Below are 26653 nucleotides of genomic sequence, written 5' to 3'. Positions count from 1 at the left end.
CCACTAACTCCGTACAACATACGGAGAAACGGCCCGCATTCCCGGCGGTGATGTCCCACGGAGGTCACAATTGGGTCAAATGGTGCGAAGCTGGAGGTCTCATCCCTCCGTGGGGGTCCCATGACCGTCTCCGACCCGCCGCCGGCCGGGAAGCCCGCGCCGCGCCGTCTCGTCCGCACCTCCGACGGGGACACGCCCGTCGTCGAGCAGCCCATCCGCATGGTGTCGGTGGACACCCCCGAGAAGGCGGGGTACGCCGGGGCGCCGCCCGCCGCGCAGGCCGTCCTCGACCGCTGCCGCGGGCGCCTCACCGACGGCACCTACGGCGCGGCCCTGCCCGACGAACTCCGCGACCACCTGCTGGAACGCCTCACCCCCGACGCCGCCCACCGCCACATCACCGCCGGGGAGCGCGCCAGCGCCGAGTTCGACCGGCTGCTGGACCGCCGCCTGGCCCGGCCCGGCGGGGAGCGCCGCCGCGTCGCCGTGCTGCCCGCCGGAGAGAAGATCGACCGCTACGGGCGGCTGCTGGCGTACCTGTCCCCCTGGTTCGCGGGCGGGCCGAACGACCCCGTGCCGCCCCGCGACGCCCCCGAACGCCGCACGTTCAACCTCGACATGGTCGCCTCCGGCTGGGGCGCGCTGTTCCTCGTCCACCCGTCGCTGCCGTCCGCGCCCGACCTGCGGCTGCTGCTGCGCGACGCCGACGCGGCCTGGACGGAGCGGCGCGGCATGTGGGCCGAGTTCGGCGCGGACGTGCTGCTGGCCTACGAGTTCCGGGCGTGCGTGAAGCTCGGCGTCCGGAACCTGCCCGACCCCAAGGCGACCGCCGCGTCCGCGTTCCAGCGCATCTGCGTGGACCTGCGCGACCGCAGCGTGGTGGGCCCGTTCGGCTACCACCGGGTGCCGCCGTCACAACGCCTGTGGATCTGGCCGGAAGACTACGAACAAGCCCGCGCCACCCTGAAACTGCCGGGCCGGTCCGCATAGCTCGCGCGGCCGCGGCGAGCGTGGAGCGGCTCTCAGTCGCGGCCGCGGGGCAGGCGGGGCAGGAGGAGGGCCGCGGCCGTGGTGGTCGCCAGCAGGGCGGCCGTGACGCACAAGGTGATCCGCAGCCCCACCACGAAATCGCCCCGGCCCGCGACCAGGGTTCCGAAGACGGCCACGGCGAGCGCGCCGCCCGTCTGCCGGAAGGAGTTCAGGACCCCGGCGGCCATTCCGGCCCGGTCGGCGGCGACGTCGTCCAGCAGGACGGCCGTCAGGGAGGGGATGGCGAAGCCCAGGCCGAGCCCGGCCGGGACGAGCATCATCGCGATCACCGGTCGGCCGGTCCCCTCGTCCACCCAGAGCAGGCCGACCATCGCCAGCGCGCAGACCGCCTGGCCGACGGCGATCGGCACCCGCGGCCCGAAGCGCGCCGCCGCCCTGGCCGAGGCCAGGTTGGCTCCGGCGATCACGGCCGTCATCGGCAGGAACATCAGCCCCGCGGCCATGGCGGACAGGCGCAGGACGTCCTGGAAGAACAGGCTCAGCACGAACACCAGCCCGTAGAAGGCGGCGTTGACGACGAAGCCGATCACGACCGAGAGCGTCACCGTGCGCGAACGGAAGAGGCCGAGCGGGACCATCGGCGCGGCGGTGCGCGCCTCGATCGCGACGAACGCGGCCGTCGCCGCCGCGGCGAGCCCCAGGCAGCCCAGCACCAGGGGTTCGCCGAAGCCGTTCTCGCCGCCGTCGATCACCGCGAAGGTGAGCGCCACCAGCGCGACGACCGCCGCGAGCTGGCCGTAGGGGTCCAGCGGTCCGGCCCGGCGCGGCGAGCGTTCCGCGCGGGCCAGCACCGCGAGGGTGGCGACGCCGACGGGCAGGTTGACGGCGAAGATCGCCCGCCAGCCCAGGGTGCCGGACAGCGCCCCGCCGACCACCGGGCCGGCGGCGACCGCGACGGCTCCGCCGACGGTCCACAGCGCGATGGCCCGCGCCCGCCGGCCCGCGTCGGGGAACGCCTGCCGGACGAGGGCCAGCGAGGAGGGCAGCATGATCGCCGCCGCGCCCCCCTGGAGCAGCCGGGCGGCGATCAGCTCGCCCAGCCCCGGCGCCAGCCCGCAGGCCGCCGAGGCGACCGTGAAGACCGCGACGCCGGCGCCGAACGCGCGGCTCGCCCCGATCCGGTCGGAGAGCGCGCCGGCGGAGAGCAGGAGCGCGGCGAACATCAGCGTGTAGGCGTCCACGATCCACTGGAGCCCCGCCGTGCCGCCGCCGAAGGCGCGCCCGATCTCGGGCAGCGCCACGTTCACCGCCATGGCGTCGAGGTTGAGCAGGAAGATGCCCATGAACGCGGTCGCCAGGACCAGCTTCGGTGCGGCCGTGCGTCGCCGCGCGTCCCGTGACGCGCGGTCCGGTGCGAGAGTGCTCATTCGCCCAGGCTGGTGAGGTCCGCGGGGGAGGGGCAGACCGCGGTCTTCCGGGGCGCGCCACAGGGGGGTGTGACAGGGCCAGGCTCCGGGCCGGAACCATGCTCCCCCCGCTGGCAGGATGGTGGTATGACCGAGTTCGGGAGGTTCCTGCGGGCGCGCCGCGGCGGTGTCCGTCCGGCCGACGTCGGGCTGCCCGCCGGAACCGGCACGCGCCGTACGCCGGGCCTGCGCCGGGAGGAGGTGGCGGCGCTGGCCGGGGTGAGCATCGACTACTACGTGCGGCTGGAACGCGGCAAGGAGACCCGTCCGAGCCCCGCCGTGGTCGACGCGCTGGCCGACGCGCTCCGCCTCGACGCCGAGGAGCGGGACTTCCTGCGCGGACTGGCGGCGCGCGCGGCGCGGCAGGCCCCCGAACCCCGCCCCCTGCCGTCGCGGCGGGTCCGCCCCACCGTCCAGCGACTCCTGGAGACGCTCCGGCCCAACCCGGCGTACGTCGTGAGCCGCACCAACGACCTGCTGGCCGCCAACCCCGCCGGGCTGCGGCTGCTCCACGGCATCACCGACTGGCCGGAACGGCAGCGCAACACCGTCCGCTACACCTTCTTGCACCCGGCGGCCCGCGAGCTGTGGGTGGACTGGGAGCGGAAGGCCGTGGGGTGCGTCGCCCAGTTGCGGGCGATCGCCGGCACCGACCCCGACGCCCCCGACCTCGCCTCGCTGGTGGGCGAGCTGATCGTCAAGAGCCCCGACTTCGCCCGGCTCTGGGAGCGGTACGAGGTGCGCACGATCGGCGACGGCGAGAAGACCCTCCGGCACCCGGAGGTCGGCACGATGACGCTCTCGCACGAGGGGATGACCCTGAACCGCGCGCAGGGCCAGCGCCTCGTCGTCTACATGGCGCCCCCCGGCAGCCCGGACCACGACGCGATGACGCTCCTCGACCTCGCCGCCTCCGGCGAGGCGGCGCCCGTCCCGCCCTCCCGGCGGCGGGCGCCGTGAACCGTCCGTGCCCGCGGGTGAGACACCTGGGACGCGGGATACGGACGGGGTGTGGGCGGCGTCCCGTCGCGGGCCCGGTGCCAAGCCGTGATCATCCCATCGGGCACGGCCGGACGCCCCCACCACCACCGTGCCATCAGACCAGCCAGGCGCCGTCGCGCATCAGGTCGCGGCCGGACAGCTCGTTCTCCTCGCGCCAGGCCTGGACGCGGCGCGGGGAGACGCGGAACCAGCGGTAGGACGACGCCAGCGCGCGCGGGTCGAAGCCGGTGCGCGCGGCGAACCGGTCGCCCTGCTCCGGCGGCAGCGCGCCGATCTCCAGGACCTCCACCTCGCCCTCGATCATGACCACGTCGCGGGTGGGGCCCAGCCCCAGCCGGACGGTCCGGGCGGCGGCCAGGTTCCGGCCGGTCGGGCTGTTCGCCGAGGTGGCCAGCAGCAGGGCCGCGCCGTCCCAGTCGAACGACAGCGGCACCAGGTACGGCGCGCCGTCCGGCGAGGCGCTGGCCACCCAGACGTCGACGTCGTGGGCGAGCCGGTGCTCGGTGTCGCGGCGGCGCCGGGCGCGGGAACGGGGGGCGGTCCCGACTCCCTGGGGCGAAGATCCGGTCATGGGCACTCCTCGGGTCGTGGGGCGCGCTCGGCCCGGCGCGTCCCGCCGGGCCCGATCGCCGTGGTCACAGCTTCTCCCGCCCGGGGCGCGGCCCACATCCGTGTGGATCACGGAGATCACCACGGATAATGGGTCGGTGTCCAGTCCGGTGGTCTCGGCCCGGGAGGCCGAGGTGTGGGCGCTCCTCGGGGAGCACCTCAGCAACGCGGAGATCGCCGCGCGGCTGTCCATCTCCGTGCGCACGGTCGAGTCGCACGTCTCCTCGCTGCTGCGCAAGCTGGAGGTGCCGGACCGGCGGGCGCTGTCCCGGCGCGCGGCCGAGGCCGCCCGCGCCGAGCGGCCGCGCCCGGCGCCCGCCCTCCCGGCGCCGCTGACGACGTTCGTCGGGCGGGTGCGGGAACGCGGGGAGCTGGCCGGGGCGGTGACGGCGCACCGGCAGGTGACCGCGGTCGGTCCGGGCGGGGTGGGCAAGACCCGGCTCGCGCTGGCGGTGGCGGAGGAGACGGCCGCCGACTTCGCCGACGGGGTGTGGTTCGTCGACCTGGTCCCGGTCACCGATCCGGGACGGGTGGGGGCGGCGGTCGCGGCGGCCGTGGGCGTGGGCGAGCAGCCCGGGCGCGGCATCGACGACGCGGTGCTGGCGGCGCTGGCGGACCGCCGGGCGCTGCTGGTGCTGGACAACTGCGAGCACGTGCGCGACGGGGTGGCGCCGTTCCTGGAACGGCTGCTGGCGGCCTGCCCTCGGCTGCGGGTGCTCGCGACGAGCCGGGCCCGGCTGATGGTGCCGTTCGAGCGGGTCTTCCCGGTCCCGCCGCTGTCGCGGGCCGGCGGCGACGAGTCGGACGCCGCGACCCTGTTCGTCGACCGGGCCGAGGCGGTCGGCTGGCCGCCGGACCCGATGGCGCGCGACCAGGTCGCGGCGGTCTGCGAGCGGCTCGACGGCGTGGCGCTGGCGATCGAGCTGGCGGCGGCGCGGCTGCCCACGCTCGGGCTGGACGGCCTCACGGCCGGGCTCTCCGACCAGCTCCGGATCCTCGCCGGCGGGCCCCGCGCCGACGACCGGCACCGGTCGGTGCGGGCGGTGCTGGACTGGAGCCACGACCTGCTGGACCCGCGGGACCGGGCGCTGCTGCGGCGGGTGTCGGCGTTCGTCGCGCCGTTCACCGCCGAGGCGGCCGCGGCGGTGGCCGGGTTCGCCCCGCTGGACCCGGTCGCGGTCGCGGACGGGCTGGGCAGGCTCGCCGAGCAGAGCCTGCTCGTCGTGACGCCGTCCGCGACGGGCACGCGGTACCGGGCCCTGGAGACCATCCGCCAGTACGGCGCCGAACGCCTCGACGGCGCGGGCGAGGCGGCGGACGTCCGCTCCCGGCACCTGGACTGGTGCCTGGCCGCCGCGACCGCCCTCGCCGGCGCCGGGGGCGCGGACCGGCGGGGCCGGTTCGACGCGGTGGCCGACGACCTGCGGGCCGCCCTCGCCTGGGCCGCCGGCCGGCCGGAACGGCGCGCGGACGCGTACCGGCTCGCCCTGTCCATGGCCGGGCCGGCCTTCACCCGCAACCTGCTCGGCGAGGCCCAGCAGCGGTACGAGCAGGCGGCCGCGCTCGCCGGTGACGCCGCCGCGGGCGCCGCCGCGCTGCGGCACGCCGCCGGGGTGGCCGGATGCCGGAGGCTCGGCGACGACATGTTCCGCCTGCACCGCGCCGCCGCGGAGGCCGCCCGCCGGGCCGGGGACACCGCCGGCGCGGCCCACGACCTGGCGACCGCCGTCACCGTCGCGTACCGCTTCTCGACCTCGTTCGCGCGGGTCCCTCCCGTGGAGGAGACGACCGCCATGCTCGCGACGGCGCGCGGGCTGTCCGGCGGCGACCCGGCGGCCGTGGCGGCGGTCGCGCTGGCCGAGGCGGCGGTGGTCGCGGACGCGTTCGGCGCCGTCCAGGGAAGCACCGACAGGACCGCCCGGGAGTCGGTCGAGTACGCCGAACGGGCGGTCGCGCTGGCCCGGCGCGCGGGCGACCCGGTGGCGGAGTCCGCCGCGCTCGACGCGCTCTCCGCCGCCCAGAGCTGGACCGGCGCGTCCTTCGACACCGCGGCCACCGCCCGGCTGCGGATCGACCCGCTGACCGCGCTGCCGCCCACCCCCGCCGCCACGCACGAGCTGGTGGACGCCCTCAACGTGGCCACCGCGACCGCCCTCGGCGTGGGCCGGCTGGCCGAGGCCCGCCGGTGGGGCGGGCGGCTCGCCGACCATCCGCTGCTGGCCGAGGCGGGCGACCACGCCACGGCCTGGCTGCTGGTCGCGGACGCGTTCGGCGGCGACGTCGAGGGGGTGCTCGCCGGCGGCGTGCGGTTCCTCGACGCCTGGGAGCACGGCGGCCGCCCGAGGTCGCTCGCCCTCGGCGCCGCCGCCGCGGCGGTCGCGATGGCCCACGGCCTCCGCGGCGACGACGAGGCCCGGGCGTCCTGGCTCGCGGTCGCCGACCGGGCCGACACCACGCCCGAGCACCGCCACGGCTACGGCGCGATCTTCGACGCCATGGTCCTGCTGCACCACGGGGACGCGCAGGCGGCGGCCGAGCGGGTCGCGCCGGAGCCGGACCGGGTGTGGAAGTGGGTCTGCTGGGTCTGGCTGCACTGGTACGTGGCGCTCCGCGCGGAGACGGCGGTGCTCGCCGGGCGCCCGGACGCCCGGGGCCGGATCGACGCCGCCCGCGCCACGGTCGCCGGAAACCCGGTCGCCACCGCCCAGGTGGACCGGGCGGAGGCGCTGCTCGACGGCGACCTGCCGCGCCTGCTCGCCGCCGCGGAGGCGTTCGACGCGGCCGGCTGCCGCTACCAGTGGGCGCGCACGCTCGTGCTCGCCGGGGGCGAGCACGCCGCCACCGGCGGGACCGCGCTCGCCGCCCTCGGCCTCGCGCCCATGACCGTCCGGTAGCCGCGGCCGGTGGACGCGGGAGGCGCTCAGCGGCGCAGGGCGGTCTCCCGTTCCATGCGCGACAGCTTCTCGGGGTTGCGCACGGCGTAGAGCCCGGTGACGAGGCCGTCGTCCACGCGCAGCGCCAGGACGGTGTCGACCTTGCCGTCGCGCCGCAGGACCAGCGCCGGGTGGCCGTTGACCTGCGCCGGTCGCAGCGACATCGCGGCGTCGATGCCGCGCAGCACGACGGCCACCCTGCCGGCCCCCACGATGGGCGCCGGCGCGGCCCGCACGACCCCGCCGCCGTCGGTGAGCAGGACGACGTCCGGCGCGAGCCTGTCGAGCAGTTCTCGCGGGTCGCCGGTTTCGACCGCCCGCTGGAACGCCATGAGCGCCTCGCGGGTGTCGGCCGCGGAGACGGCCTCGCGCGGCCGGCGCGCCGCGACGTGGGCGCGGGCCCGGTAGGCGATCTGGCGGACCGCGGCGGGGCTCTTGTCGACGGCCTGGGCGATCTCGTCGTAGCCGAAGTCGAACACCTCGCGCAGGACGAACACGGCCCGTTCGGTCGGGGCGAGGGTCTCCATCACCAGCAGCATCGCCATCGAGACGCTGTCGGCCAGCTCCACGTCCTCGGCCACGTCGGGCGTGGTCAGCAACGGCTCGGGCAGCCAGGGGCCCAGGTAGGACTCCTTGCGGCGGCCCAGGGCCCGCAGCCGCATCAGCGCCTGGCGGGTGGTGATCTGTACCAGGTAGGCCCGCCGGTCCCGCACCCCGTCCAGGTCCACGCCCGCCCAGCGCAGCCAGGTCTCCTGGAGGACGTCCTCGGCGTCGGCGGCCGAGCCGAGCATCTCGTAGGCCACGGTGAACAGCAGGTTGCGGTGGGTCACGAACGCCTCGGTGGCGGCGTCCGCCGTATCCGTCGTCGGCTCACTCATACCCGGCTCCCCGCCTGTTCGTCCTCAACCGTGCTCCACGCACAAGATGCCGGTGCCCCCCGCCCTGTGACACCCGCAGCCGGTGACGTGGGTCACACGGCCGCGCTGTCGCGGGCGCCGGGGCACCGGCATCTCCTGCTCGCCAGGAGCCGCGCGGCCGGTCCGCGCGGCGCACGACTCCCGCCGGAGGACGAGGTCAAGGAAGCCCCTATGGACCTGATGGCCAACGGGCTCGGCGTCCGGATCGGCGAGCGACCTGGCCTTCGGGGCGGACTCAGCCGCGCAGCCGTACCGGCAGGGCGGTCAGCCTGCTTCCCTGGATGCCGCCGAAGTCGGTCTGCCGGAGTTCGTCGTAGGGGACGGCGAGGCGGGCGTGGGGGAAGTCGGCGCGCAGGACGTTCACGACCGCGCCCAGCTCCAGCAGGGCGAGCTGCGCGCCGGTGCAGTAGTGGGGGCCCGCGCCGAAGGCGAGGTCCGGCCCGGCCGGCCGGGCGGGGTCGGTGTTGATGCCCTGGATGTCGATGAGGACGGGCGAGCGCGCGGGCAGCCGCAGGCCGCCGAGGTCGATGTCGTCGGAGGTGAAGCGCCACAGGGAGAAGGGCGCCGGCGCGTGCCTGCGCAGCGTGTCCCGCACGAGCTCCTCGACCGCGTTCCCGTCCCGAGCGGCGGGGCCGGTGCCGAGCACGCGCGCGAGCAGGAAGCCCAGCGCGGGGTCGGTGGTCAGCTGCCCGGCGTAGATCAGGGTGAAGAGCAGGTAGTGGAGCTGGGGCTCGGTGAACTCCTCGGGGATCCGGTCGCGCAGCTCGACGGCGAGGCCGTGCCGGCCCTCCGCCAGCGCGGCGGCGGCCAGGTCCCCGAAGGAGGCCATCGCCGCGCCGACCTCGCCCGGGTCGCTGCTGTACATGCCCCGGCAGGCGGCGATGGCCTGGTCGACGCGGTCGAGCGGTACGCCGAGCACGTCGCAGACCACGGTGAGCGGGAACCGGGTGGTGAAGTCGGCCGCCAGGTCGACCGTTCCGCCGGTGTCGGCGAGGGGGGTGAGCAGGTCGCGGGCGAGCGCGGTGACGCGTTCGGTGTAGCCGCTGATCCGCCGGGCCGTGAAGAGCGGGGCGTGCGCCCGGCGCAGGCGGGTGTGCGCCGGGCCGTCGCAGGTGGTGAGCGACGGCTGGGCGGCGGCGGTCGGTTCGAGCGCCGCGGCGCGCGGGTCCCAGCCGGACGGCGCGTAGGCGGGGTCCTTGACGATGCGGGGATGGACGAGGGCCTCGCGGGCGAGGGCGTCGTCGGTGATGATCCACGCCGGGCCGCCGGCCGGGGCCTCGACCCGGACGATGGGCCCGGCGGCGCGCAGGGCGGCACGGGCGGGATGGGGTTCGGTGATCGCGCGGGTGGCGGCGGCGAACGGATCGAGGGCGGCGTCGGGCGTGGCGGTCATCGGTTCTCCCGAGGGTCGGCCGGAAGGAAGGCGACTATGCTGCGTCACACAGAATCTGTGCGACGCAGCAAACATAGCCGAAGTCTCTGCGTGGCGCAGCAAAAAACCTTCCGGTCGCGCTCCGCCCCTACCGGTGGTCCTCGGCGGAGGAGCAGGCGCCGGAGGCGCGGAAGGGCTCGGCGAGCTGGGCCAGGTAGCGCACCGGGTAGTGGGGCTTGGCGGCCATGCCCAGGTCGTCGGAGGTGAAGCGGCGGGCCGGGTCGTAGGAGTAGGTGCGCAGGGCGTGGTCCCAGATCAGGGTGAACAGGCCGAAGTTGACGTCGCCGATACCCGCCCATTTGAGGTGGTGGAAGCGGTGCCCCTCGTTGAGCGCCAGGACGTGCCTGAGCGGGCCGACGCGGTAGTCGGCGTTGGAGTGCTGCAACAGCAGTTGCACCGCCACCGCCAGGGCGAGCACCGAGGCGACCTGGACCGGCAGTCCGACCAGCAGCAGCGGGGTGACCCCGGCGGTCATCTCGGCGGTCTGGTGCAGGGGGTGCTTCATCAGGCCGTTGAGGCCGTAGAAGCGTTTCACGCTGTGGTGGACGGCGTGGAAGCGCCACAGCACGCCGATCTTGTGGCTGGCGTAGTGGACCAGGGTGATCCCGGCGTCGGCGGCCAGGACCGCCAGCAGCACCTGGGCCCACAACGGCCAGGAGTGCGGCCACAGGTCGGCCACCGACACCGTGGCGGCCAGGACGGGGATGGCGGCGACGCTGACCAGGATGAGGGTCTCGTTGACCAGGGTGTGGGCGGTGTCGCGGCCGCCGTCGTCCAGCGAACGGTTCCAGCCGGGCTCGTAGGGCAGCAGCCGTTCGGCGGCGAACGAGGCGGCCACGGCGACCGCGAGCAGCGCCAGCAGCCACAGCTTGCCGAGCCCGTCGGTGACTCCGGCGGCGGTGAGCGCGACGGCGGTGCCGTTGACGCCCAGCAGCATCGCCGGGGCGTACCCGTGGCGCACCACCGCGCGGGCGGCCCGCACCGGCCGCGAGGGCGCGCCGGTGGTGATCGTGGTTGTGCTCATGCCGCCAGCCTCGCCCCGGCCGGGGGAGCGGGCCTTGTACGGAGCGGCCGCGTTCGGGCCCCGTGCCCCGGCGCCTGTTCCGGAGGGCGGCCTCAGCCCCGCACGCGAGCGCGATGCCGCGCTCGCCGGGACCTGGTCAGGTGCGGGCCCCGGGCGGGCGCCCCGGGCCAGGGCCGGGGAAAGCCCGCCATCCGGTGGCGTGCAGGGCGTGGGTGGGGGTGATGCCGAACATGGCCCGGCACACGCGGGTGAGGTGGGCGCTGTCGGTGAACCCGGCCTCGTGCGCGGCCCGGGTGAGGGTCGCGCCCCGCTGCACGGCGGCCATGGCGCGCTGGAGGCGGACCCAGCGCCGCCAGGCGGTGTAGGGCAGCCCGAGCTGCTCGGTGAACAGGTGCCGCAACCGGGTGGCCGACAGCCCCACCGCCGCGGCCGCCTCGGTCAGCGACGGGACCGCGTCCACGGGCGGCGGGCCCGCCGGAGGAGGCGACGCCGCGTTCACCAGCGCGGCCACCGCCGGGTGGAGTCCGGCCCGCCGGGAGCCCGGTGAGGGGTCCGGCGCGACCGGGAAGGGGGCGGCGTCGACCCAGGAGGACACCTGGTGCGGGTCACCGGCGGCGCGGACGCGGGCGGTGGCGGCGGCCGCGGCGCGACCGGCGGGGTCCAGGTAGTGCGTCGTCCCGTACGCCCGCCCGGTGACCTCGACGGCGTGGCGGACCGCGGCCGGGATGACCGCCGCGGTCGCCCGCCGCCGCTGGCCGTCGCGGTCGACCAGGACCACGGCGCCGCTGGTGACGGCGAGGACCTGGACGGCGGCGTGGGCGTGCGCCGCCGTGCCGCCCAGGAGGCCGGTGAACGACAGCACCCCCGGCTCCAGCCGGGCCGCGCCGGACCACCGGGCCCCCTCGTCGGCCGAGTGCGCTGCCATGGGAGCCGGTCCCCGCCGCCGGTCGTCGCCTACAGCCCCGCGAGGGCGGAGTCGACCGCCTTCACGTAGTCCTGGAACGCGCGGGTGCGGTTGCGCGGGTTGCTGATCCATGCCGCGTCCAGCCGTCCGCCGCGGAAGAACCGCTTGCGCTGCGCCGTGCTGATCTCCAGCTGGAGGCCCTTGCCGCGGGCGTTGCGGTTGGCGATGTTCTTCGGGTGCGTGCCCTCGATGCCGTCCGGCGGGGTGGCGACCGCGAAGCCCTTCGCGCGCAGCGCCGCCGTCACCTTCCGGGCCAGCGCCGTGTCGCGCCCGCCCACGTAGGTGACCGCCCGGTCGCCCTTGGCGGCGTGCCAGGACACGGTGTACCTCACGCCCCGCAGCAGCTTCAGCGCCTTGGGCTCGTCGAAGCGCGTGGAGGTGAGGTGCAGGGCGCTGTTGCCCCGCTTCTTCAGCCCCACGAACGAGTAGTGGGCGTCCCCGCGCCGGGCCGCCGCGTGGTCCGCCAGTTGCGTGGTCGGCGGCTCGATGCCCCCGCCGTGGACCGCGATGTGCGCGACGCGCGCGTTCCGCGGGCTCCGCAGCACGCGCCGGTAGTCGCGTCCCTCCTTCTCGTGCCGGGCGAGGTGGGCGTAGTCGCGGTACTTGTCGGCGCGCTCGGCCGCGACCGTCCGCTGCGCGGCGACCGGCGAGGCGGAACGGTGCTCCCCGGCCGTCCCGCAGGCCGCGAGCGGCAGCGCGAGGACGAGACCGAGGACCGGAAGGGCCCTGTTCATGGAAGGCGGCTCCAGACGACGCGACGACAAGTGATCAACAACCCTCGGCGGCGACCGCCACCCTGTCAACCTAGACTTTCCGTGCGATCGCGGGAGGAGACGTACGTGGTGGAGTTCGCGAGGCCGTGGGCAGCCGACGGCGAGGCCGTGTTCCGCTCCCGGGTGCGCGGGTGCCTGCTGGGCGGGGCGCTGGGGGACGCCCTCGGCTATCCGGTCGAGTTCCACGGCCTCGCGCGGCTACGGGCCGTCCACGGTCCCGGCGGGGTGGCCGGGCCGGTGCTCGCCAACGGCGGGCAGTCGGCCCTGATCAGCGACGACACCCAGATGACGCTGTTCACCGCCGAGGGGCTGATCCGCGCGCACGCCCGCTTCGTCGACCACGGCGCCGACGACACCGTCGACCTGGTCCGCAACGCCCATCTGCGCTGGCTCGACACCCAGACCCACGAGCGGCCCCCCGCCGTGGAGGGCGATCCGGTCCGCACCGGCTGGCTGCGGCACCAGCGGTTCCTGTACGCGCTGCGCGCCCCCGGCAACGCCTGCCTGACCGGCCTGAGGTCGGGCGTCGACCCCGGAACGGCCACGCCCCCCGGCGAGAAGGGGCCGGTCAACCCCGACTCCAAGGGGTGCGGCGGCGTGATGCGGTCGGCCCCGTTCGGGCTGGTCCACACGCCGGAACGGGCGTTCGAGCTGGCGGCCCGCAGCACCCTGTCGACCCACGGGCACCCCACCGGCTCCCTGGCGTCGGGCGCGTTCGCCGCGATCGTCGCCCACCTGGTGGCGGGCGAGTCGCTGCTCGGCTCGGTCCTGCAAGCCCTCGAACTCCTGCGGGCCCATCCGTCGCACGAGGAGACCGGCCGGGCGCTGCGCGGGGCGATCGACCTGGCGGCCGAGGGGAGACCGAGCGCCGAGAGGGTGGAGGGCCTCGGCGGCGGCTGGGTCGCCGAGGAGGCCCTGGCCATCGCCGTCTACTGCGCGCTGGCCGAGCCGGACGACGTCGCCCGCGCCCTGTCGCTGGCCGTCACCCACGGCGGCGACAGCGACTCCACCGGCGCGATCTGCGGGAACCTCCTGGGCGCGCGGCACGGCGACGCGGCGCTGCCCGCCGACTGGCTGGCCGTGCTGGAGGGCCGGGGAACGATCACCGCGCTCGCCGACGACCTCGCCGTCCAGTACTCGCCGCGCCACCCGCGCACCCGGTACTGGCGCGACCGCTACCCGGCGAGCTGACCCGGACGGCGGCGATGGGCAACACGTTCACCGCGGCGGGCTCCGGCGCCGGCGACCTGTCCATGACCAACGGCGGCACGGACGCGTTCTACGACGTGCTCACCCTGGCGGCCTGCGCGATCGCCGGGACGCCGTGGGAGCTGAACCTGGCGGTGGACCTCGCCGACGGGCAGCGTCACAGCCGCGGCTTCGCGGGCCACGACCTGAGCGAGTGGCCCTGGACCGGCGGGTGGCGGCGGGAGAAGGCGTTCCTGCTGCGGGTCATCGACCTGGCGGAGGCGCGCCACGGCTGGGACCGCCTGGACTACGAGCCCGCCCGGGCGCCGTCCCACCTGCGCGACCTCCGCGCCATGGTCGAGGGCCTCACGCCACTGCCCATGGAACGCCCGCCCCACCGCCGGGACTGGACCTCGCCCCCGCCGCCCGAGCACCTGGAACGCTGCCCCGAGCACGACGTGTTCGAGGGTCAGTTCGGCTGCCGGCTCTGCTCGGACTGGTGAAGCCACCCCTCGGAGAACGTCCGCACGAGCCGTTCGGTCTCCAGGAAGGCGGTCACATCTGCCAGTGCTTCCGGCAGTACGCGTCCAGCCACTTCTCGCATGCCTCCACCGTCAGCCCCGCGTACTCGAACGGGTAGGCCCCGGTCGGGCCCAGGAACACGTCGAGGGAGTCGGCGCGGGCGTAGAAGCCCGTCTCCAGCTGGTCGCCCTGGGGGCGCCGGTAGTAGTCCGGGAAGTAGAACTCCAGCTCCTGCCAGAACGGCATCGTCTGGTTGTCGCCGCCCTGCGCGATGCCCATCTTCACCTCGGCCTCGTCGAGCCGGAAGCCGAGCCGCTGGTACGCCTCGACGAACATGTCCTGCGCGGGCAGCGCGTGCACGGCGATCTCGTCGAAGTCGCCCCGGTCCACCGCGTTGTCGATCTCCAGGGTGGTGCGGACGGCGACCCGCCCGCCCCGCAGCGGACGCCCCAGCACGTACGTCAGCGGCGTCTCCCACGGCACGTCGAAGTCGACCCCGTGGGCGAGGGTCTCCCCGGCCCGCAGCTCGAACGGCCCGAAGTGCCGCTCGGCGAACGCCACCGGCCGGTTCCAGCCCGTCTCGTCGCCCTCGCGGTCCTCGGCGCGCGTGACCAGCTCCAGCACCAGCCGGTCGATCCGGACGTCGGCCCCGCCGCCCTTGACGGTCACGTGGGTCTGGAGGCGGTCCCCGGGACGCACGGCGCGGTTGGCGATCACGGTCTCCACGCTCGGGGCGTTGGCGCCGAGCGACTTGAGGAACGTACGGAATGCCATGGACGGTTTCCCTCCGGAAGGGTGCACAACGGGCATCGCACTCTAACGGCCGGAAGATCGGCCGTGGAAGCCGCTCACAGGACCCTCCGGTAGGGCGCGAGACCGGCCTCGACGTCCGGGAGCGCCCCGACCGCCTCCCACTGCGCGCGCCACTCGTCGTCCCCGGCGGCGAACGCCCGCGCGAACACCCGCCCCGCCAGGTCCCGCAGCTCCTCGTCCACGGCGAACGGCACCCGTTCCAGAAGCTCCGCGGCGTCGGGGCTGTCCGTCACGCCCGGTTCGACCCGCGCGGCGACCAGGCACGCGGCGGCCACGGCCCGGTCCATGGCCGACTCGCCGGCCCGCCCGTCCAGCACCCGGCCCATGACCGCCCGCAGCCGAGCCACGGCCTCGTCCGGGTCCTCGTCCAGCTCGTCGAGCAGATCCAGCGCCGAGTCGTTGTCGAACGGCCCCACAGGTCCCCCCTCGTCACACGTCTCCGGGAGAAACCTAACGCGACGCGGCCCTGCCGGGACGCAGGTCCACCTCGCGGGACGGCGGGCGCAGGAACACCTCGGCCGAGACGGGACCGTAGGCGATGTTGAAGGTGTCGTGGTGGTAGATCCGCGTGGGGTTGTAGTAGCTCACGCTCTCCGCCCACGTGGTCCGCAGCCGCAGGGTCTGGCGACGGCGCAGCGGCAGCGACCGCGGCCGGGAACCGGTGACCCCGGGAAAGCCCACCACCAGTAGCCCGTCCCGTTCCTCGAACCTCACCCACCGGGTGGGCGGAAGCTCCCCGGCGGATCGGAACCGCGGCCGGAAGTCCTCCCACTCCGCCATCGTCACACGGTGCAGGAACGGCTGCGGCGCGTCGGGAAGGGGGAACGCGAGCGGGCAGGCGTTGCGGCGGACCGCCCCCGGCGCGCCCCGTGACCGCTTGGTCCACGAGGTCCGCACCCACTGCACCGAGACGTCCATGGGCATGATGGTCGCACCGCGCGGACGTCCCGGCACCCCGTTTTCCGGGCGCTACAGCACCCCGCGGTACGGTGCGAGCGCGTCCCTGACCTCGGGGATCGCGCCGCCGTCGTCCCACAGGGCGTACCACTCGTTGTCGCCCGGCTCGAAGGCCCGCGCGAACACCTTCCCCGCCAGCTCCCGCGTCCCGGCGTCCACGGTGAACGCCAGCGTCTCCAGATACTCGCGGCCGTTGGGATCGTCCAGCACGCCCGGCTCGATCCGCGCGGCGACCAGGCACGCGGCGGCGATGGCCCCCTCCATGTCGCCGGAGTCGAGGTACCCGCGGGCGTTCACGACCGCGGCCATCCCGTCCCGCAGCCCCGCGGTGACATCCCCGCCCCGATCGGACAGGTCACCGAGAAAGTCCAGCGCCGAGTCGTTGTCGAACGGTCCCATTCCCCAGGCGCCCATGCCGTTCCCCTCGCTCGTCGGATCGCGTCGCAACCTAACGGGCGTCGCCGACATTCCGGGCCCGGAACGCGGAACGCCGCCTCGGCGCGCGGCCGGGCGGCGTTCTCCCGCGGGTCTCCCCGTCAGCGGGCGGCGGTGGCTTGCTCCGTCGCCGTGGTCGAGGAGGAGTCGGCGGCGGTCGTCGTCGCCTGCTCGTGCTTCTGCTCCTCCGCACCCTGCTTCGACGGCCAGGCGACGAGCCTGGTGCGGCGGGGGTTGGCCAGAGGGGTGCTCATGGTGTCGCTGTCCTCCTGTCGGGCCGTCGCCGAGGGCCGCCGCCCGGGTGGGGCGGCGGTCGGCGAAAGTGTGAGACAGAGATCTTCCCGGATGACCCGCCCCCAATACCAAAATGGTCTAGACCGGTTGGCGGAAACGCCCGCTCCGCAGGGGATCACCCGTTCACAAATTTTGATCTTAATGGAGGGCCGGGGTGGCGGAAATCACTTTTCCCCACGCCGGAAACCATGATCAACATTCCGGGGTGAACTCCACCGGCAACGCCGCCGGTCCCCGCGTCCACGGCGACGGCCGCCATTCCAGGTCCGCCGCCGGCACCGCGAGCCGCACGTCCGCGAGCCGGTCCGGCAGCGCCGCGACCGCCGCCCGCGCGACCACCTCGGCGAGTTCCGGGGCCGGGGGAGGGCAGCCGTGCTCGCCGTGGCCGAACGACAGGTGGGCGCGGTTCGGGGCGGCGCCGTCGGGCTGGGCGTGCGGGTCGGCGTTCGCCGCGCCCAGCCCGAGGACCAGCAGGTCGCCGCGGTGGATCCGGCGGTCGCCGAGCACGCAGTCGTGCACCGCCCACCGCCCGATCACGCCCTGCACGGGCGTGTCCTCCCACAGCGCCTCGCGCAGCGCGTCGCCGTCGCCGCGCGGCTCCCCGGCGAACGCGCCGCCCGCCAGCACCACCCGCAGCGCGCTCGCGATCCAGTCGGCCGTCGGCCGGTGCGCGGAGACCAGCAGCGCCAGCAGGTCGAGCGCCGCCTCCTCGTCGGTCAGCCCCGCCGGATGGGCCAGCAGCCTCGACGGCACGTCGTCCCGCGCCCGGTACCGGCGTTCGCCGACGAGCCGCTGCATACGGGCGTGCATGCGCCGGTGGGCGTCCTTGCAGGAGTCGACGGCGCCCGTCACGTTCCGCGCGGCGTCGGCCTCCTCCGCCAACTCCGGGACATCCTCCTCGGGCAGCCCCAGCAGCCACGCCACCGCCAGCAGCGACATCGGCCGCGCGTACCCGTCGACCAGGTCGGCCCGCCCGTCGGCGGCGAACCCGTCGATCAGCCCGTCGGCGATCCGGCGGCACGCCAGCGCCATCTCCGGGCGGCGCACCCCGTCCAGCGCCTCACCGAGCGCGCCCGACCGCCGCCGGTGCTCGGCGCCCTCCGCGAACACCACCGACGGGGTCCACCCCACGTGCGGCATCAGCGGCCAGTCCTCGGGGACGCGGTCCCAGGCGTTCCACCGGCGGCAGTCCCGCGCGAACGTCCGCGCGTCCCCGGCGACCCGGCACACCTCCCGGTACCCGAGCACCAGCCACGCGGGGACGTCGCCGTCCAGCAGCACCGGGACGACCGGGCCGTGGCGTTCCCGCAGCGTGCGGTACACCTCGACGGGGTCGGCCGCCAGGCCGTACAGCTTCACCGGCTTACAGATTCCGAAGTCCAACGAGCACCTGCTCCAACGTCTCCATGTCGGTCGTTCCCGCCGGTCCCGGGGCCGGGGGGCGGGCGACGGCCAGCCCGGCCGCGAGCAGGTCCCGCAGCAGCACCCGGACCACGCTGACCGGGAACCCCAGATGCGCCGCGATCTCCGCGACGGCGACCGGCCGCCGGCACAGCCGCAGGATGCGCGGGTACTCCGACGGCGCGCCCGGCGGCGCGGCGGCGTCGGCCGCCTCGACCAGCGTCATCAGGTCCAGGTCGGGGCCGCCGGGGTCGCGGCGCCCGCGGGTGACGACGTACAGCCGTTCCGGCCCGGCGGTCCTCATGGCCGCCGCGGGGCGGCCGACAGCCGCGCGCCGAGCCGGGCGACCAGGTCGTTCATGGCGTGGACGACCCGGCCGACGTCGGCGTCCGCGTCGGCCACGACCGCCAGGTTCGCGCCGTCCCCCGCCGGAACGACCAGCAGCATCCCGCCGGGGAACTCCACCAGCGCCTGCCCCGCCCCGATCCCCCGGCCGAACTCGGCCGAGGCGCTGACCGCGAGGCTCTGGATCCCCGAGGCGATGGCCGCGAGCTGGTCGGCCCGGTCGGCGTCCAGCCCCGGGGACCGGCAGATCTTCAACCCGTCCCTGGACAGCGCGAGCACGTGCCGCGCCCCCGCCGCCTCCGCCTGGAACGCCTCCAGCAGATGGGCGAGCCCCTCGTCCTGGCTGCTCATGATGGTCCCGGGCCCCGGCCGAACCGCGGCCCCGGCCTCCTTCCCGCTCTCCCTGACATCCGGTGCTCCGCCCCCGTTCACGACCCCGCGCCACCGTCCCCGGCCTCGTCCCGCCTCCCGGCGACCCTGCGGTCCCCGGGCTCCCCCGAGACCCGCCGGGGAGCGGCCTCCTCAGGCCCCCACCCCGACCCGAACAAGAGCCCGCCGCCACGAGGGGAGACGCCTTCCCGCACGGACGTGACCTCATCCGGGGAGACGACATCACGCGGCAGGGCAACACCTTGCGGAGGCGTGGCCCCCTGCGGGAGAGGACCGGTGCGCGCGGAAGGATCGTGGTCGTGGGGCGCCGCTTCCTGCGCGGTCGTGACTCCGTCTGGGGAGGCAACGCCTTGCGGCAGGGCGACGTTCTGCGCCGGCGTGGCGTCGTTGGGAGGGGAGCCGTGGTCGGAGGACGCGACTTTCTGCGCCGCCTCATCCGGGGAGGCGGCACCGCCCGGCAGGGCCGTGCCTTGCGGGGGTGTGGCCCCCTGCGGGAGAGGACCGGTGCGCACAGAAGGCCCGTGGCCGGGGGATGCGGCTTTCTGCGCGGCCTCATCCGGGGAGGCGACATCGCGCAGCAGGGCCGTGCCTTGCGGGGGTGTGGCGCCCCGCGGGAGAGGACCGGTGCGCGCGGAAGGCCCGTGGCCGGGGGGTGCCGCTTGCTGTGCGGTCGTGGCTCCGTCTGGGGTGGCGGCGTCTTGCGGGAGGGGGGCGGTGCGGGTGTCGTCGCCGATGGGTGGGGTGGCCTTGTGGAACGCCGTCAGGCGGGCCGCCGCCGCTTCCGTGTCGTTCTCCGGCGGTGCGGCCGGGGCCTTCGGGGGGACGGCCGCCATGCCCTCGGCGCGGCGGCGCTGGGGGAGGGCCGGCTGTTCCCGCCGGGGGGCCTCCAGCGGGAGCGCGGGAGCCTGGTCCGGCGGGGAGAGGGGGCGGGTGACCAGGTCGAGGGGGATCAGCATCACCACGCCCACGCCGCCGCGCGCCGACGGGCGGAAGCCCACGCGCAGGCCGTGGCGGCGGGCCAGCCGGCCCACCACCGGCAGGCCCAGGCGGGTGCCGGACGTCGCGGTCAGGTCGGGGTCGGCGATGAGGCGTTCGGCGCGGGCGCGTTCGCGGGGGCTCATGCCGGGGCCGCCGTCCTCGATCGTGACGACCACCCCGGCGTCCTCCTCCTCGACGTAGACGTGCACGTCGGTGTCGCGCGGGGCGAACGCCGTCGCGTTGTCCAGCAGCTCGGCCAGGGCGTGCATGACGGCCTCGGCGGCGTGGGCCGCGACCGCGCAGGTCCCCGTGGCGTGGGGGCGGATGCGCCGGTAGTCCGCGATGCGGCCCATCGCGCCGCGCAGCACGCTCTCCATGGGGATGGGGGCGGTCCAGCGGCGCCCCGGCCTCCCCCCGGCCAGGATCGCGACCGTGTCGGCCACGCGTCCCATCTGCGAGACGCGGTGGTCGACGTCCAGCAGGTCCCCGAAGACCGCCTGCTCGTCGTAGCGGTGTTCCAGCTCGCTGAGCACCGCCAGCAGCCCGGCCGCCTGCGCCTGGAGCCGCGCGGCCCCCTCCGCGCACGCCAGCGTCGTCGCCGTCCCGCTCTCCTGCGTGCGGGCCAGCTCCGCCGCGACGGCCTCCTGGAGTCGGGCGACGGCCTCGGTGGCCGGGGGTTCGAAGAGCTCCCGCAGGGTGCCGGGGGAGGCGCAGTCGGCGCGGACGCGTTCGGCCATCGCGGGCAGCGTCACCTCCAGCAGGTGCGCCAGGTCGTCCTCGACGGAGGCGGCGGTGGCGCGGGCGGCGGTCGCGGTGCGCCGCGCGTCGGCGAGCTCGTGGGCGACGACCATCAGCAGGTGCCGCAGGGACTCGTCGGACGGCGGGGGCAGCTCGGCGAGGACGGTGTCGGCGGGCGCGCCGTCGTGGACGCGGGCGGCCAGCGCGGGCAACGTCCGGTCGCACACCTCGAACAGGCGGTGTTCGAGGCGGTCCCCGCCGCCCGCGAACGCCGCCAGCGCGGCGCGGGCGTTGCGGGCGGCCGTCGCGTGGTAGGCGGCGACGGCCACGGCCAGCGCGACCGTCAGCGCGACCGCCCCGCCGCCCCCGGCGACGAGGCGCTTGAGCCCCGGGTCGACGAGCACGATCGCGCCCAGCCAGCCGCCGCCGATGACGATCACGGCGACCAGCCAGGCCAGCAGCGCCCGTTCCAGGGGGGAGGCGGACGCGGGTGCGGCGGGTGCGGGCATCGATCACGTCCTTGCAACGGGGGAACGGCGCCGCGCGTCGGGCGGTCACTTACCGTAGGATGCATCACACCGACCGTGCACGGGAGGAAAACATCACAAAAGCCGGGCGCCGCGATTCCCGATCATCGAAAACGGATCGGAAAAGCAGCGGAAAGGCCGGTGACCTCCCGTTTCGCGGAGCTTCTCCGATTTGGCGGAACGATGACCTTCCCGGCGCATGGGGATCCCGCGGCGGGGTAGGGCCACCCTCCCATGGACCAAGAGGAGATCCCCGCCATGACCGACGTCTCATCCCAGGGACCGCGGCCGGACGACCGTCGTGACGTCCTCACCAACCGCCAGGGCCACCGCATCTACGACAACCAGAACCAGCGGACCGTGGGCGCGCGCGGTCCCGCGACCCTGGAGAACTACCACTTCCTGGAGAAGATCAGCCATTTCGACCGCGAACGCATCCCCGAACGCGTCGTCCACGCCCGCGGCTTCACCGCCTACGGCTACTTCGAGGCGTACGGGAAGTGGGGCGACGAGCCGATCTCCCGTTACACGCGCGCCAAGCTGTTCCAGGAGGAGGGCAAGCGCACCCCGCTGGCCCTGCGCTTCTCCACGGTGATCGGCGGCCGGGACTCCTCGGAGGCGGCGCGGGACCCGCGCGGGTTCGCCGTGAAGTTCTACACCGAGGACGGCAACTGGGACCTGGTCGGCAACAACCTCGCGGTGTTCTTCATCCGCGACGCCATCAAGTTCCCCGACGTGATCCACGCCCTGAAGCCGGACCCGGTGACGTTCCGCCAGGACCCCAACCGGATCTTCGACTTCATGTCGCAGACGCCCGAGGCGATGCACATGCTCGTCAACCTGTTCAGCCCGCGCGGCATCCCCGCCGACTACCGGCACATGCAGGGTTTCGGGGTCAACACCTACAAGTGGGTCAACGAGTCCGGCGAGACCGTCCTGGTGAAGTACCACTGGATCCCCAAGCAGGGCGTCAAGAGCCTGACCGAGGCCGACGCCGCCGCGATCCAGGCCCACGACCTCGGCCACGCCAGCAAGGACCTGCACGAGGCCATCGAACGCGGCGACTACCCCGAGTGGGAGCTGGTCGTCCAGATGATGAGCGACGAGGAGCACCCCGAGCTGGACTTCGACCCGCTCGACGACACCAAGGTCTGGCCGGAGAACGACTTCCCGCCCCAGCCCGTCGGCCGCATGGTCCTGGACCGCAACGTCGACAACGTCTTCGCCGAGAACGAGCAGATCTCGTTCGGCACCGGCGTGCTGGTGGACGGCCTGGACTTCTCCGACGACAAGATGCTGGTCGGCCGGACGTTCTCCTACAGCGACACCCAGCGCTACCGCGTCGGCCCGAACTACCTCCAGCTCCCGGTCAACCAGGCCAAGAGCACCGAGGTCCGCACCAACCTGCGCGACGGCCAGATGACGTACCACGTGGACGGGCGGGGCGAGAACCCGCACGTCAACTACGAGCCGTCCATCAACGGCGGTCTGCGGGAGTCCCAGTACCCCACGCACGACGAGCAGGGCCCGCTCATCGAGGGCCGCGTGACCCGCAAGCGCATCCCGCGCACCAACGACTACAAGCAGGCGGGCCAGCGCTACCTGCTCATGGACGACTGGGAGCGCGACGACCTGGTCGACAACCTGGTCACCAACCTCAAGCAGTGCGACCGCCCCATCCAGGAGCGGATGGTGTGGCACTTCCTGCTGGTCGAGGACGACCTCGGCCTGCGCGTCGGCGACGGCCTGGGCATCGCCCCCGACGACGTCAAGCACCTCAAGCCGCTGCAGAGCCAGGACCTCACCGACGAGGACCGCCAGCGCCTGGCCAACCTCGGCAAGAACGGCTCGCGCGACGTCGCCGGCCTGAAGATGACCCACTGCGTCCCCAACGAGCGCGTGGTCCGTCACTTCGGCGAATGACCCGGCCACGGCCCCGCCCGGGCGCCCACCCGGCCGGGCGGCACGGTGGGCCCCGCACCGGCGGGGCCCACCGCCGCGCTCACCCGGCGACGGCGGCGGTCAGGTCGCCGAGGTGAGGCGTTCCAGCAGCTCCAGGTGGTCGGTGCCGGCGTCCTTGAGGAGGCGCTGGGCGGTGTCCGGCGGGACCTGGCCGAGGCGGATCGGACGGCCGACCAGGCCGATGTTGTTCATGCCGTCGCCGCTGCCGAGCCGCGACTCGGGGGTGGCCAGCCCGGTGAGCCGGTAGAGCCGCCAGGCGTTGCCCATCGGGGCGCTGGCCAGCAGCAGGTCGGGTCGCCGCCATGCCACGAACGCCCACCGTCCGCCCGACATCGCCTGCACCAGCGCGATGTCGCGGTGCTCGCCGAGCAGCGTGGCGACGCGCGCCGCGATCGGCACCGGGTTGGTGAACGACCCGCGCACCCGGTGGACGCCCTCGTCCTCCTCCAGCTCCCAGCCGTTGTCGGCCAGCTCGGCGGCGATGTGCGCGACCGGGTCGTCGTCGTGCGCGAGTTGCACCAGGCCTTCCAGTTCGCTGCGGCTCAGCACGCGCGCGTACGGCAGGACCGGCGGGATCAGCAGGTCCCCGGCCAGCGCGGGGTCGGCGTCGGCGACCAGGGGCCGCGCCCGCTCCCACGCGGCGGCGGCCGGCAGGTCCTCCGGCGCGTCCCCGGCCGGCGACGCGCCGCTGTTCAGCAGGCCCATGCACACGGCGATGAGCGCGTTGACGTGCTGCGACGCCTCCTCGGGAACGCCGTCGGCGTCCTCGGGCGGCAGCCGCCGCAGCAGCCGCGCCAGGTCCTCGCGCCACGACGGGTCGTCCGGCGTCCACACGCCGTGCCCGAGCAGCCGCACGAACAGCCGCGCCACCAGCATCCGCACCGGCAGCGGGGGAGCGGCCCCCTCCGGCGCGACGGCCCCGACCGCGCGGGGGGCCCATCCGCGCCATTCCTCGCGCTCGCCGGCGGGCAGCGGGGCGGGAACGGCCTCCTCCCCGGCCGCCGGCTCGTCGGGTACGGCACCCTCGCCCGGCCCCCAGCGCGGCCCGAACGGGGCGTCCACCGGGTGGCCGAACAACGCGCTGGTCAGCGGGGCGCCGAGGGCGCGCTCGTGGTCCTCCAGCCAGGCGGCGTAGCGGTCCTGGACGTTCGCGTCGCGCGCGGTCCCCGCCCCGGCCGCCCGCAGGGCGGTGAGCCGCTCGGCCAGCCGCAGCAGGTCGTGGCGGAACCGCCGCCCCTGCCCGCCGGTGAGGATCTCCTGCTCGGTGTAGGGGGCGCGCAGCCGGGGCCGTTCGTCGTCGGCCCACCGCCCGCACCGGCCGGGATCGGCCGCGAACACCGGCGGCGACACCTCCGCCCCGGCCCCGAGGCCGGCGCGGACCCGCACGACCGCGCCCGCCGGTCCGGGAACGGCGAACACCGCGACCGTCTCCCCGGCCGGAACGGTCCCGGCCGCCGTCCACGAGCCCGGCGACCCGTCCGGCGACGCCTCCACGGCGACCTCGACGTCGGAGGGCCGCGCCAGGGTGATCCGCACGCCCCGCGCGCCGACCAGCGCGCCCAGCACCGACGGGCCGCGCCGCGGCCCGGCCTCGCGGATCGTGCGCCGCCCGGCCATCCGGTCCGGCGGGCACGCGGCGCCCTCGGGCATCAGGGACGCCGCGACCGGCGACAGCACCGCCAGCTCGCAGTCGCCGCCCTCGCCGAGGGAGCGCAGCAGCGCCTCGCCGGTGAGGTCGGCGCTGCCGGTGAGCGCCCAGCGGCGCCCGTCCCTGGCCCACTCCACCAGCTTCCCGTGCCGGGGGACGTCCTCGGCCAGCAGCCGGATCTCGGCGTCGCGCCCGTCGAGGACCAGCGCGAGCGCGTCCCCGTCGTAGCCGGTCCAGCGCTCCTGGAGGCCGATCACGACCCGCGCCGGATCGAAGTGCGCCACGATCTCGGCGAGCGCGTCCCCGCCCGCGTCGACGGACGGCGCGTACAGGCACAGCTCGTCCACGGGCCCGCCCGGCACCTGCCCGAGCAGTCCCTCGTCCAGGTTGTGCAGCAGCCGCGCGTCGCCGCCGGCCGGCCGCGCCCCCTCCAGCGGAGCGGCGATCTCCTGGAGCAGCGCGTCCACGTACTCCGGCACCGCCACCCCGGCCGGAAGCATCTGCAACCACTCGCCGAGCTGCGCCAACGCCGCCGGGACCGCCTCGCGCGTGCCGCGCAGCACCGTCCACAGCTCGTCGTCGTGGCCCCACCCGTCCATGGTGGGGTCCCCGGAGCCGACGGCCGCGACGATGTCGCGCTCGCCGACCAGCAGCGCCACCTTCGGGTGGAACGCCCCCGCGCACGCCGCCAGCCCGTGGAAGTAGGCGCGTCCCGCCATCCGCACGTCCACCGGGTCGTACCGGCCCCGCGCCGCGTCCCCGACGACGGTGATCCGCGCGCCCATCGCCCGCGCCGCCGGCACCGCCACCCTCTCCAGGAACGGCAGGTCCACGGCGGACCCGAGCAGCAGGAACTCGTGCAGGTCCGCCCCGTCCTCCCGGTCGCGCCACTCGTTCAGCAGCGCCAACGGCGAAGTGAACTCCCAGCCGGTCACGCGCCCACCCCCAGCAGCTCCACGCCGAGCGGGAGCACCGCCCCGCCCTCGTCGACCAGCCCGAGCTGACGGGCGAACGACGCCAGCCGCCCGATCCGCGGCTCCAGTTCCGCCGTCGCCTCGTCGCCGGTCCGGTAGTACCGCCCGTTCCGCTCGTGGACCTGCGAGAACACCCGCAGCCGTCCCGAGGGGTCCGGCGCCGTCCCCGCCAGCGCGACCCGCCGCGCCTGCGCCAGCATGTCGTCCACCAGCCCGGCCGCCAGCTCCCGCAGCGGCCGGTCCAGGAAGTCCTCGGTGCGCAGCCGCACCCATTCGGGGTTGAGGATGTCGTGCCGCGCGCCCAGGAACGCCGCGCGCGTCCCGCCCTCCAGTTCGGCGGCGCGCCGCCCGCCGACCAGCAGCAGCCGGACGTTCGTCAGCGGGTCGCCGGCGTCCCCGACGGTCAGCACGGCCCGTTCGATGGGGGCCGGGTGCCCGCCGACCATCGTCGCCGGAAGCTCACCCAGGAACGCCCGCACCGTCTGGTCCGGCATCCGGTCGGCCAGCCAGTCCCGCAGCTCCTGGGGGTCGCGGTCGGCGTCCTCGCCGTCCCGCCCGATCGTGGCGACCAGCGCCGCCCACAGCCGCCGCCACGCGCCGACCGAGTAGTGCCGCAGCAGCACCCCGCGCCAGCCCGGCACCTCGCGGATCGACGCCAGCACCGGGTCGGTCGCGGCGCGGTTCCCGAACGCCACCACCGAGCGGACGGCGTCCTCCCAGCCCTCGCCGTCGTCCCGGCCGCCGTTCAGCACCAGGGACCGCAGCACCATCCGCATCGCGCCGCGCCGCCGCAGGTCGTCGGCCTCCCACACGCCGGGGTCGTGCCGCCCGCGCCGGGTCGCGGTGAACAGGTCCCGCATCCAGGGGTCCTCGGGACGCCCGGCGCCCGACAGCGCCAGCGGCTCCAGCCCCTCCAGCCCCCCGAAGTCCAGCCGGTCGTGCCCGGCCGCCTCGAACAGCGGCGCGAACAGCCCCCGGACCTCCTCCGGGCACGAGTGCCGCCCCGGCCGCAGCGCCCCGTTCCGCACGGCGACGCTCCCGAGCACCTGCCCCGGCCCGCCGTACCCTTCCCAGAACCCCCAGGCCCGGGGCGAATAGGAAGCGGCCGCACCCGCGACGTCCAGATCGTCGTCGAGCCACGGCCGCACCCGGTCCGCGCCGTGCGCCACGACCCCCTGGTCGAACAGCTCCGACACCCCGGCCATGACGACCTCGGACCGTCTCAGCAGGTTCCGGCACGCCTCCGCGCCGAGCCCGTGGCGTTCCGCGTGCGCGCCGAGCGCCGCGTACAGCGCGTGGTAACGAACGAACCGCGTCACCGTCGAGATCCCGGGGACCAACGCGTCCACCGCCCGCAGGACGGGACCCTCG

Annotated in this window: 24 protein-coding genes; 6 read left to right on the top strand and 18 right to left on the bottom strand. The window is 75.5% G+C overall.

The features are described 5' to 3' along the window. The first annotated feature begins 120 nt into the window (after nt 1-120). The gene (locus tag HNR61_RS13490) at nt 121-990 is read left to right on the top strand and encodes a thermonuclease family protein (RefSeq protein ID WP_182843480.1); all 870 of its coding nucleotides are present in this window, start codon (nt 121-123) and stop codon (nt 988-990) included. Nucleotides 991-1022: 32 nt separating this feature from the next. Here HNR61_RS13490 and HNR61_RS13485 read toward each other — a convergent pair whose 3' ends face one another. Continuing rightward, complete coding sequence (locus HNR61_RS13485; RefSeq protein WP_182843479.1) at nt 1023-2417, bottom strand: MFS transporter; 1395 nt, start codon at nt 2415-2417, stop codon at nt 1023-1025. Nucleotides 2418-2543: 126 nt separating this feature from the next. Here HNR61_RS13485 and HNR61_RS13480 point away from each other — a divergent pair, with 126 nt between their 5' ends. After that, nucleotides 2544-3416, top strand: a complete 873-nt coding sequence (locus HNR61_RS13480) for a helix-turn-helix domain-containing protein (RefSeq protein ID WP_182843478.1) — start codon at nt 2544-2546, stop codon at nt 3414-3416. Between the two features lie 136 nt (nt 3417-3552). Here the strand turns inward: HNR61_RS13480 and HNR61_RS13475 are convergent, their stop codons facing one another. Further along, nucleotides 3553-4029: a pyridoxamine 5'-phosphate oxidase family protein gene (locus HNR61_RS13475; RefSeq protein ID WP_182843477.1), complete on the bottom strand. Its 477-nt coding sequence runs from the start codon at nt 4027-4029 to the stop codon at nt 3553-3555. 136 nt (nt 4030-4165) lie between these two features. On the opposite strand from HNR61_RS13475, the gene HNR61_RS49145 reads away from it, so the two are divergent. Beyond that, nucleotides 4166-6961, top strand: coding sequence for an ATP-binding protein (locus tag HNR61_RS49145; protein ID WP_312897891.1), 2796 nt, complete (start codon nt 4166-4168; stop codon nt 6959-6961). Nucleotides 6962-6987: 26 nt separating this feature from the next. On the opposite strand, the gene HNR61_RS13465 is transcribed toward HNR61_RS49145, so the two are convergent. The 5 genes from HNR61_RS13465 to HNR61_RS13445 all read right to left on the bottom strand — a co-directional run bounded on the left by HNR61_RS13465 (nt 6988) and on the right by HNR61_RS13445 (nt 12071). Further along, nucleotides 6988-7878: an RNA polymerase sigma-70 factor gene (locus HNR61_RS13465; protein WP_182843475.1), complete on the bottom strand. Its 891-nt coding sequence runs from the start codon at nt 7876-7878 to the stop codon at nt 6988-6990. A gap of 274 nt (nt 7879-8152) precedes the next feature. Further along, nucleotides 8153-9310, bottom strand: a complete 1158-nt coding sequence (locus tag HNR61_RS13460; protein ID WP_182843474.1) for a cytochrome P450 family protein — start codon at nt 9308-9310, stop codon at nt 8153-8155. A gap of 127 nt (nt 9311-9437) precedes the next feature. After that, on the bottom strand, nt 9438-10373 hold the full coding sequence (locus HNR61_RS13455) for a sterol desaturase family protein (protein WP_182843473.1): 936 nt from the start codon (nt 10371-10373) through the stop codon (nt 9438-9440). Between the two features lie 136 nt (nt 10374-10509). Next, entirely contained in the window at nt 10510-11298 is a 789-nt protein-coding gene (locus HNR61_RS13450; protein WP_182843472.1) for a helix-turn-helix transcriptional regulator, read from the bottom strand. Between the two features lie 29 nt (nt 11299-11327). After that, nucleotides 11328-12071: a poly-gamma-glutamate hydrolase family protein gene (locus HNR61_RS13445; RefSeq protein ID WP_182843471.1), complete on the bottom strand. Its 744-nt coding sequence runs from the start codon at nt 12069-12071 to the stop codon at nt 11328-11330. A gap of 105 nt (nt 12072-12176) precedes the next feature. On the opposite strand from HNR61_RS13445, the gene HNR61_RS13440 reads away from it, so the two are divergent. Both HNR61_RS13440 and HNR61_RS13435 read left to right on the top strand, forming a co-directional pair. Next, nucleotides 12177-13301, top strand: a complete 1125-nt coding sequence (locus HNR61_RS13440; RefSeq protein WP_312897890.1) for an ADP-ribosylglycohydrolase family protein — start codon at nt 12177-12179, stop codon at nt 13299-13301. 14 nt (nt 13302-13315) lie between these two features. Continuing rightward, the gene (locus tag HNR61_RS13435) at nt 13316-13801 is read left to right on the top strand and encodes a hypothetical protein (protein WP_182843470.1); all 486 of its coding nucleotides are present in this window, start codon (nt 13316-13318) and stop codon (nt 13799-13801) included. 52 nt (nt 13802-13853) lie between these two features. Here HNR61_RS13435 and HNR61_RS13430 read toward each other — a convergent pair whose 3' ends face one another. The 9 genes from HNR61_RS13430 to HNR61_RS13390 form a co-directional block, all read right to left on the bottom strand. Then, entirely contained in the window at nt 13854-14594 is a 741-nt protein-coding gene (locus HNR61_RS13430) for a sporulation protein (protein ID WP_182843469.1), read from the bottom strand. Between the two features lie 74 nt (nt 14595-14668). Continuing rightward, nucleotides 14669-15049, bottom strand: a complete 381-nt coding sequence (locus HNR61_RS13425) for a DUF4259 domain-containing protein (protein WP_182843468.1) — start codon at nt 15047-15049, stop codon at nt 14669-14671. A 34-nt stretch (nt 15050-15083) separates the two neighbouring features. Further along, nucleotides 15084-15551, bottom strand: coding sequence for a hypothetical protein (locus HNR61_RS13420; protein WP_182843467.1), 468 nt, complete (start codon nt 15549-15551; stop codon nt 15084-15086). A 51-nt stretch (nt 15552-15602) separates the two neighbouring features. After that, complete coding sequence (locus HNR61_RS13415) at nt 15603-16004, bottom strand: DUF4259 domain-containing protein (RefSeq protein WP_182843466.1); 402 nt, start codon at nt 16002-16004, stop codon at nt 15603-15605. A gap of 122 nt (nt 16005-16126) precedes the next feature. After that, nucleotides 16127-16279, bottom strand: coding sequence for a hypothetical protein (locus HNR61_RS13410; RefSeq protein WP_157419555.1), 153 nt, complete (start codon nt 16277-16279; stop codon nt 16127-16129). A gap of 232 nt (nt 16280-16511) precedes the next feature. Then, complete coding sequence (locus HNR61_RS13405) at nt 16512-17678, bottom strand: cytochrome P450 family protein (protein ID WP_182843465.1); 1167 nt, start codon at nt 17676-17678, stop codon at nt 16512-16514. 4 nt (nt 17679-17682) lie between these two features. After that, complete coding sequence (locus tag HNR61_RS13400) at nt 17683-18024, bottom strand: DUF742 domain-containing protein (protein ID WP_182843464.1); 342 nt, start codon at nt 18022-18024, stop codon at nt 17683-17685. Continuing rightward, on the bottom strand, nt 18021-18416 hold the full coding sequence (locus HNR61_RS13395; protein ID WP_182843463.1) for a roadblock/LC7 domain-containing protein: 396 nt from the start codon (nt 18414-18416) through the stop codon (nt 18021-18023). Before HNR61_RS13395 ends, HNR61_RS13400 begins: the two co-directional genes overlap by 4 nt. A gap of 77 nt (nt 18417-18493) precedes the next feature. Next, complete coding sequence (locus tag HNR61_RS13390) at nt 18494-20680, bottom strand: ATP-binding protein (protein ID WP_182843462.1); 2187 nt, start codon at nt 20678-20680, stop codon at nt 18494-18496. A gap of 276 nt (nt 20681-20956) precedes the next feature. On the opposite strand from HNR61_RS13390, the gene HNR61_RS13385 reads away from it, so the two are divergent. Beyond that, on the top strand, nt 20957-22621 hold the full coding sequence (locus tag HNR61_RS13385; protein ID WP_182843461.1) for a catalase: 1665 nt from the start codon (nt 20957-20959) through the stop codon (nt 22619-22621). Nucleotides 22622-22720: 99 nt separating this feature from the next. On the opposite strand, the gene HNR61_RS13380 is transcribed toward HNR61_RS13385, so the two are convergent. Then, the gene (locus HNR61_RS13380; protein ID WP_182843460.1) at nt 22721-25243 is read right to left on the bottom strand and encodes a hypothetical protein; all 2523 of its coding nucleotides are present in this window, start codon (nt 25241-25243) and stop codon (nt 22721-22723) included. Continuing rightward, the gene (locus HNR61_RS13375) at nt 25240-26601 is read right to left on the bottom strand and encodes a hypothetical protein (RefSeq protein ID WP_182843459.1); all 1362 of its coding nucleotides are present in this window, start codon (nt 26599-26601) and stop codon (nt 25240-25242) included. Before HNR61_RS13375 ends, HNR61_RS13380 begins: the two co-directional genes overlap by 4 nt. Between the last annotated feature and the right edge of the window lie 52 nt (nt 26602-26653).

Source organism: Actinomadura kijaniata, assembly GCF_014138665.1.
Lineage (GTDB): Bacteria > Actinomycetota > Actinomycetes > Streptosporangiales > Streptosporangiaceae > Spirillospora > Spirillospora kijaniata.
Note: the sequence above shows the minus strand (reverse complement) of the source record. Positions and strands in the feature narration are given on the sequence as shown.

Excerpts from the sequence above, each read along its gene's own strand:
- HNR61_RS13420 (WP_182843467.1), bottom strand. The coding sequence starts at position 15,551 with ATGGACGTCTCGGTGCAGTGGGTGCGGACCTCGTGGACCAAGCGGTCA.
- HNR61_RS13430 (WP_182843469.1), bottom strand. The coding sequence starts at position 14,594 with ATGGCATTCCGTACGTTCCTCAAGTCGCTCGGCGCCAACGCCCCGAGC.
- HNR61_RS13445 (WP_182843471.1), bottom strand. The coding sequence starts at position 12,071 with ATGAACAGGGCCCTTCCGGTCCTCGGTCTCGTCCTCGCGCTGCCGCTC.
- HNR61_RS13410 (WP_157419555.1), bottom strand. The coding sequence starts at position 16,279 with ATGAGCACCCCTCTGGCCAACCCCCGCCGCACCAGGCTCGTCGCCTGG.
- HNR61_RS13480 (WP_182843478.1), top strand. The coding sequence starts at position 2,544 with ATGACCGAGTTCGGGAGGTTCCTGCGGGCGCGCCGCGGCGGTGTCCGT.
- HNR61_RS13475 (WP_182843477.1), bottom strand. The coding sequence starts at position 4,029 with ATGACCGGATCTTCGCCCCAGGGAGTCGGGACCGCCCCCCGTTCCCGC.
- HNR61_RS13395 (WP_182843463.1), bottom strand. The coding sequence starts at position 18,416 with ATGAGCAGCCAGGACGAGGGGCTCGCCCATCTGCTGGAGGCGTTCCAG.
- HNR61_RS13485 (WP_182843479.1), bottom strand. The coding sequence starts at position 2,417 with ATGAGCACTCTCGCACCGGACCGCGCGTCACGGGACGCGCGGCGACGC.
- HNR61_RS13460 (WP_182843474.1), bottom strand. The coding sequence starts at position 9,310 with ATGACCGCCACGCCCGACGCCGCCCTCGATCCGTTCGCCGCCGCCACC.
- HNR61_RS13455 (WP_182843473.1), bottom strand. The coding sequence starts at position 10,373 with ATGAGCACAACCACGATCACCACCGGCGCGCCCTCGCGGCCGGTGCGG.
- HNR61_RS13385 (WP_182843461.1), top strand. The coding sequence starts at position 20,957 with ATGACCGACGTCTCATCCCAGGGACCGCGGCCGGACGACCGTCGTGAC.
- HNR61_RS13465 (WP_182843475.1), bottom strand. The coding sequence starts at position 7,878 with ATGAGTGAGCCGACGACGGATACGGCGGACGCCGCCACCGAGGCGTTC.
- HNR61_RS13390 (WP_182843462.1), bottom strand. The coding sequence starts at position 20,680 with ATGCCCGCACCCGCCGCACCCGCGTCCGCCTCCCCCCTGGAACGGGCG.
- HNR61_RS13435 (WP_182843470.1), top strand. The coding sequence starts at position 13,316 with ATGGGCAACACGTTCACCGCGGCGGGCTCCGGCGCCGGCGACCTGTCC.
- HNR61_RS13450 (WP_182843472.1), bottom strand. The coding sequence starts at position 11,298 with ATGGCAGCGCACTCGGCCGACGAGGGGGCCCGGTGGTCCGGCGCGGCC.
- HNR61_RS13415 (WP_182843466.1), bottom strand. The coding sequence starts at position 16,004 with ATGGGCGCCTGGGGAATGGGACCGTTCGACAACGACTCGGCGCTGGAC.
- HNR61_RS13400 (WP_182843464.1), bottom strand. The coding sequence starts at position 18,024 with ATGAGGACCGCCGGGCCGGAACGGCTGTACGTCGTCACCCGCGGGCGC.
- HNR61_RS13490 (WP_182843480.1), top strand. The coding sequence starts at position 121 with ATGACCGTCTCCGACCCGCCGCCGGCCGGGAAGCCCGCGCCGCGCCGT.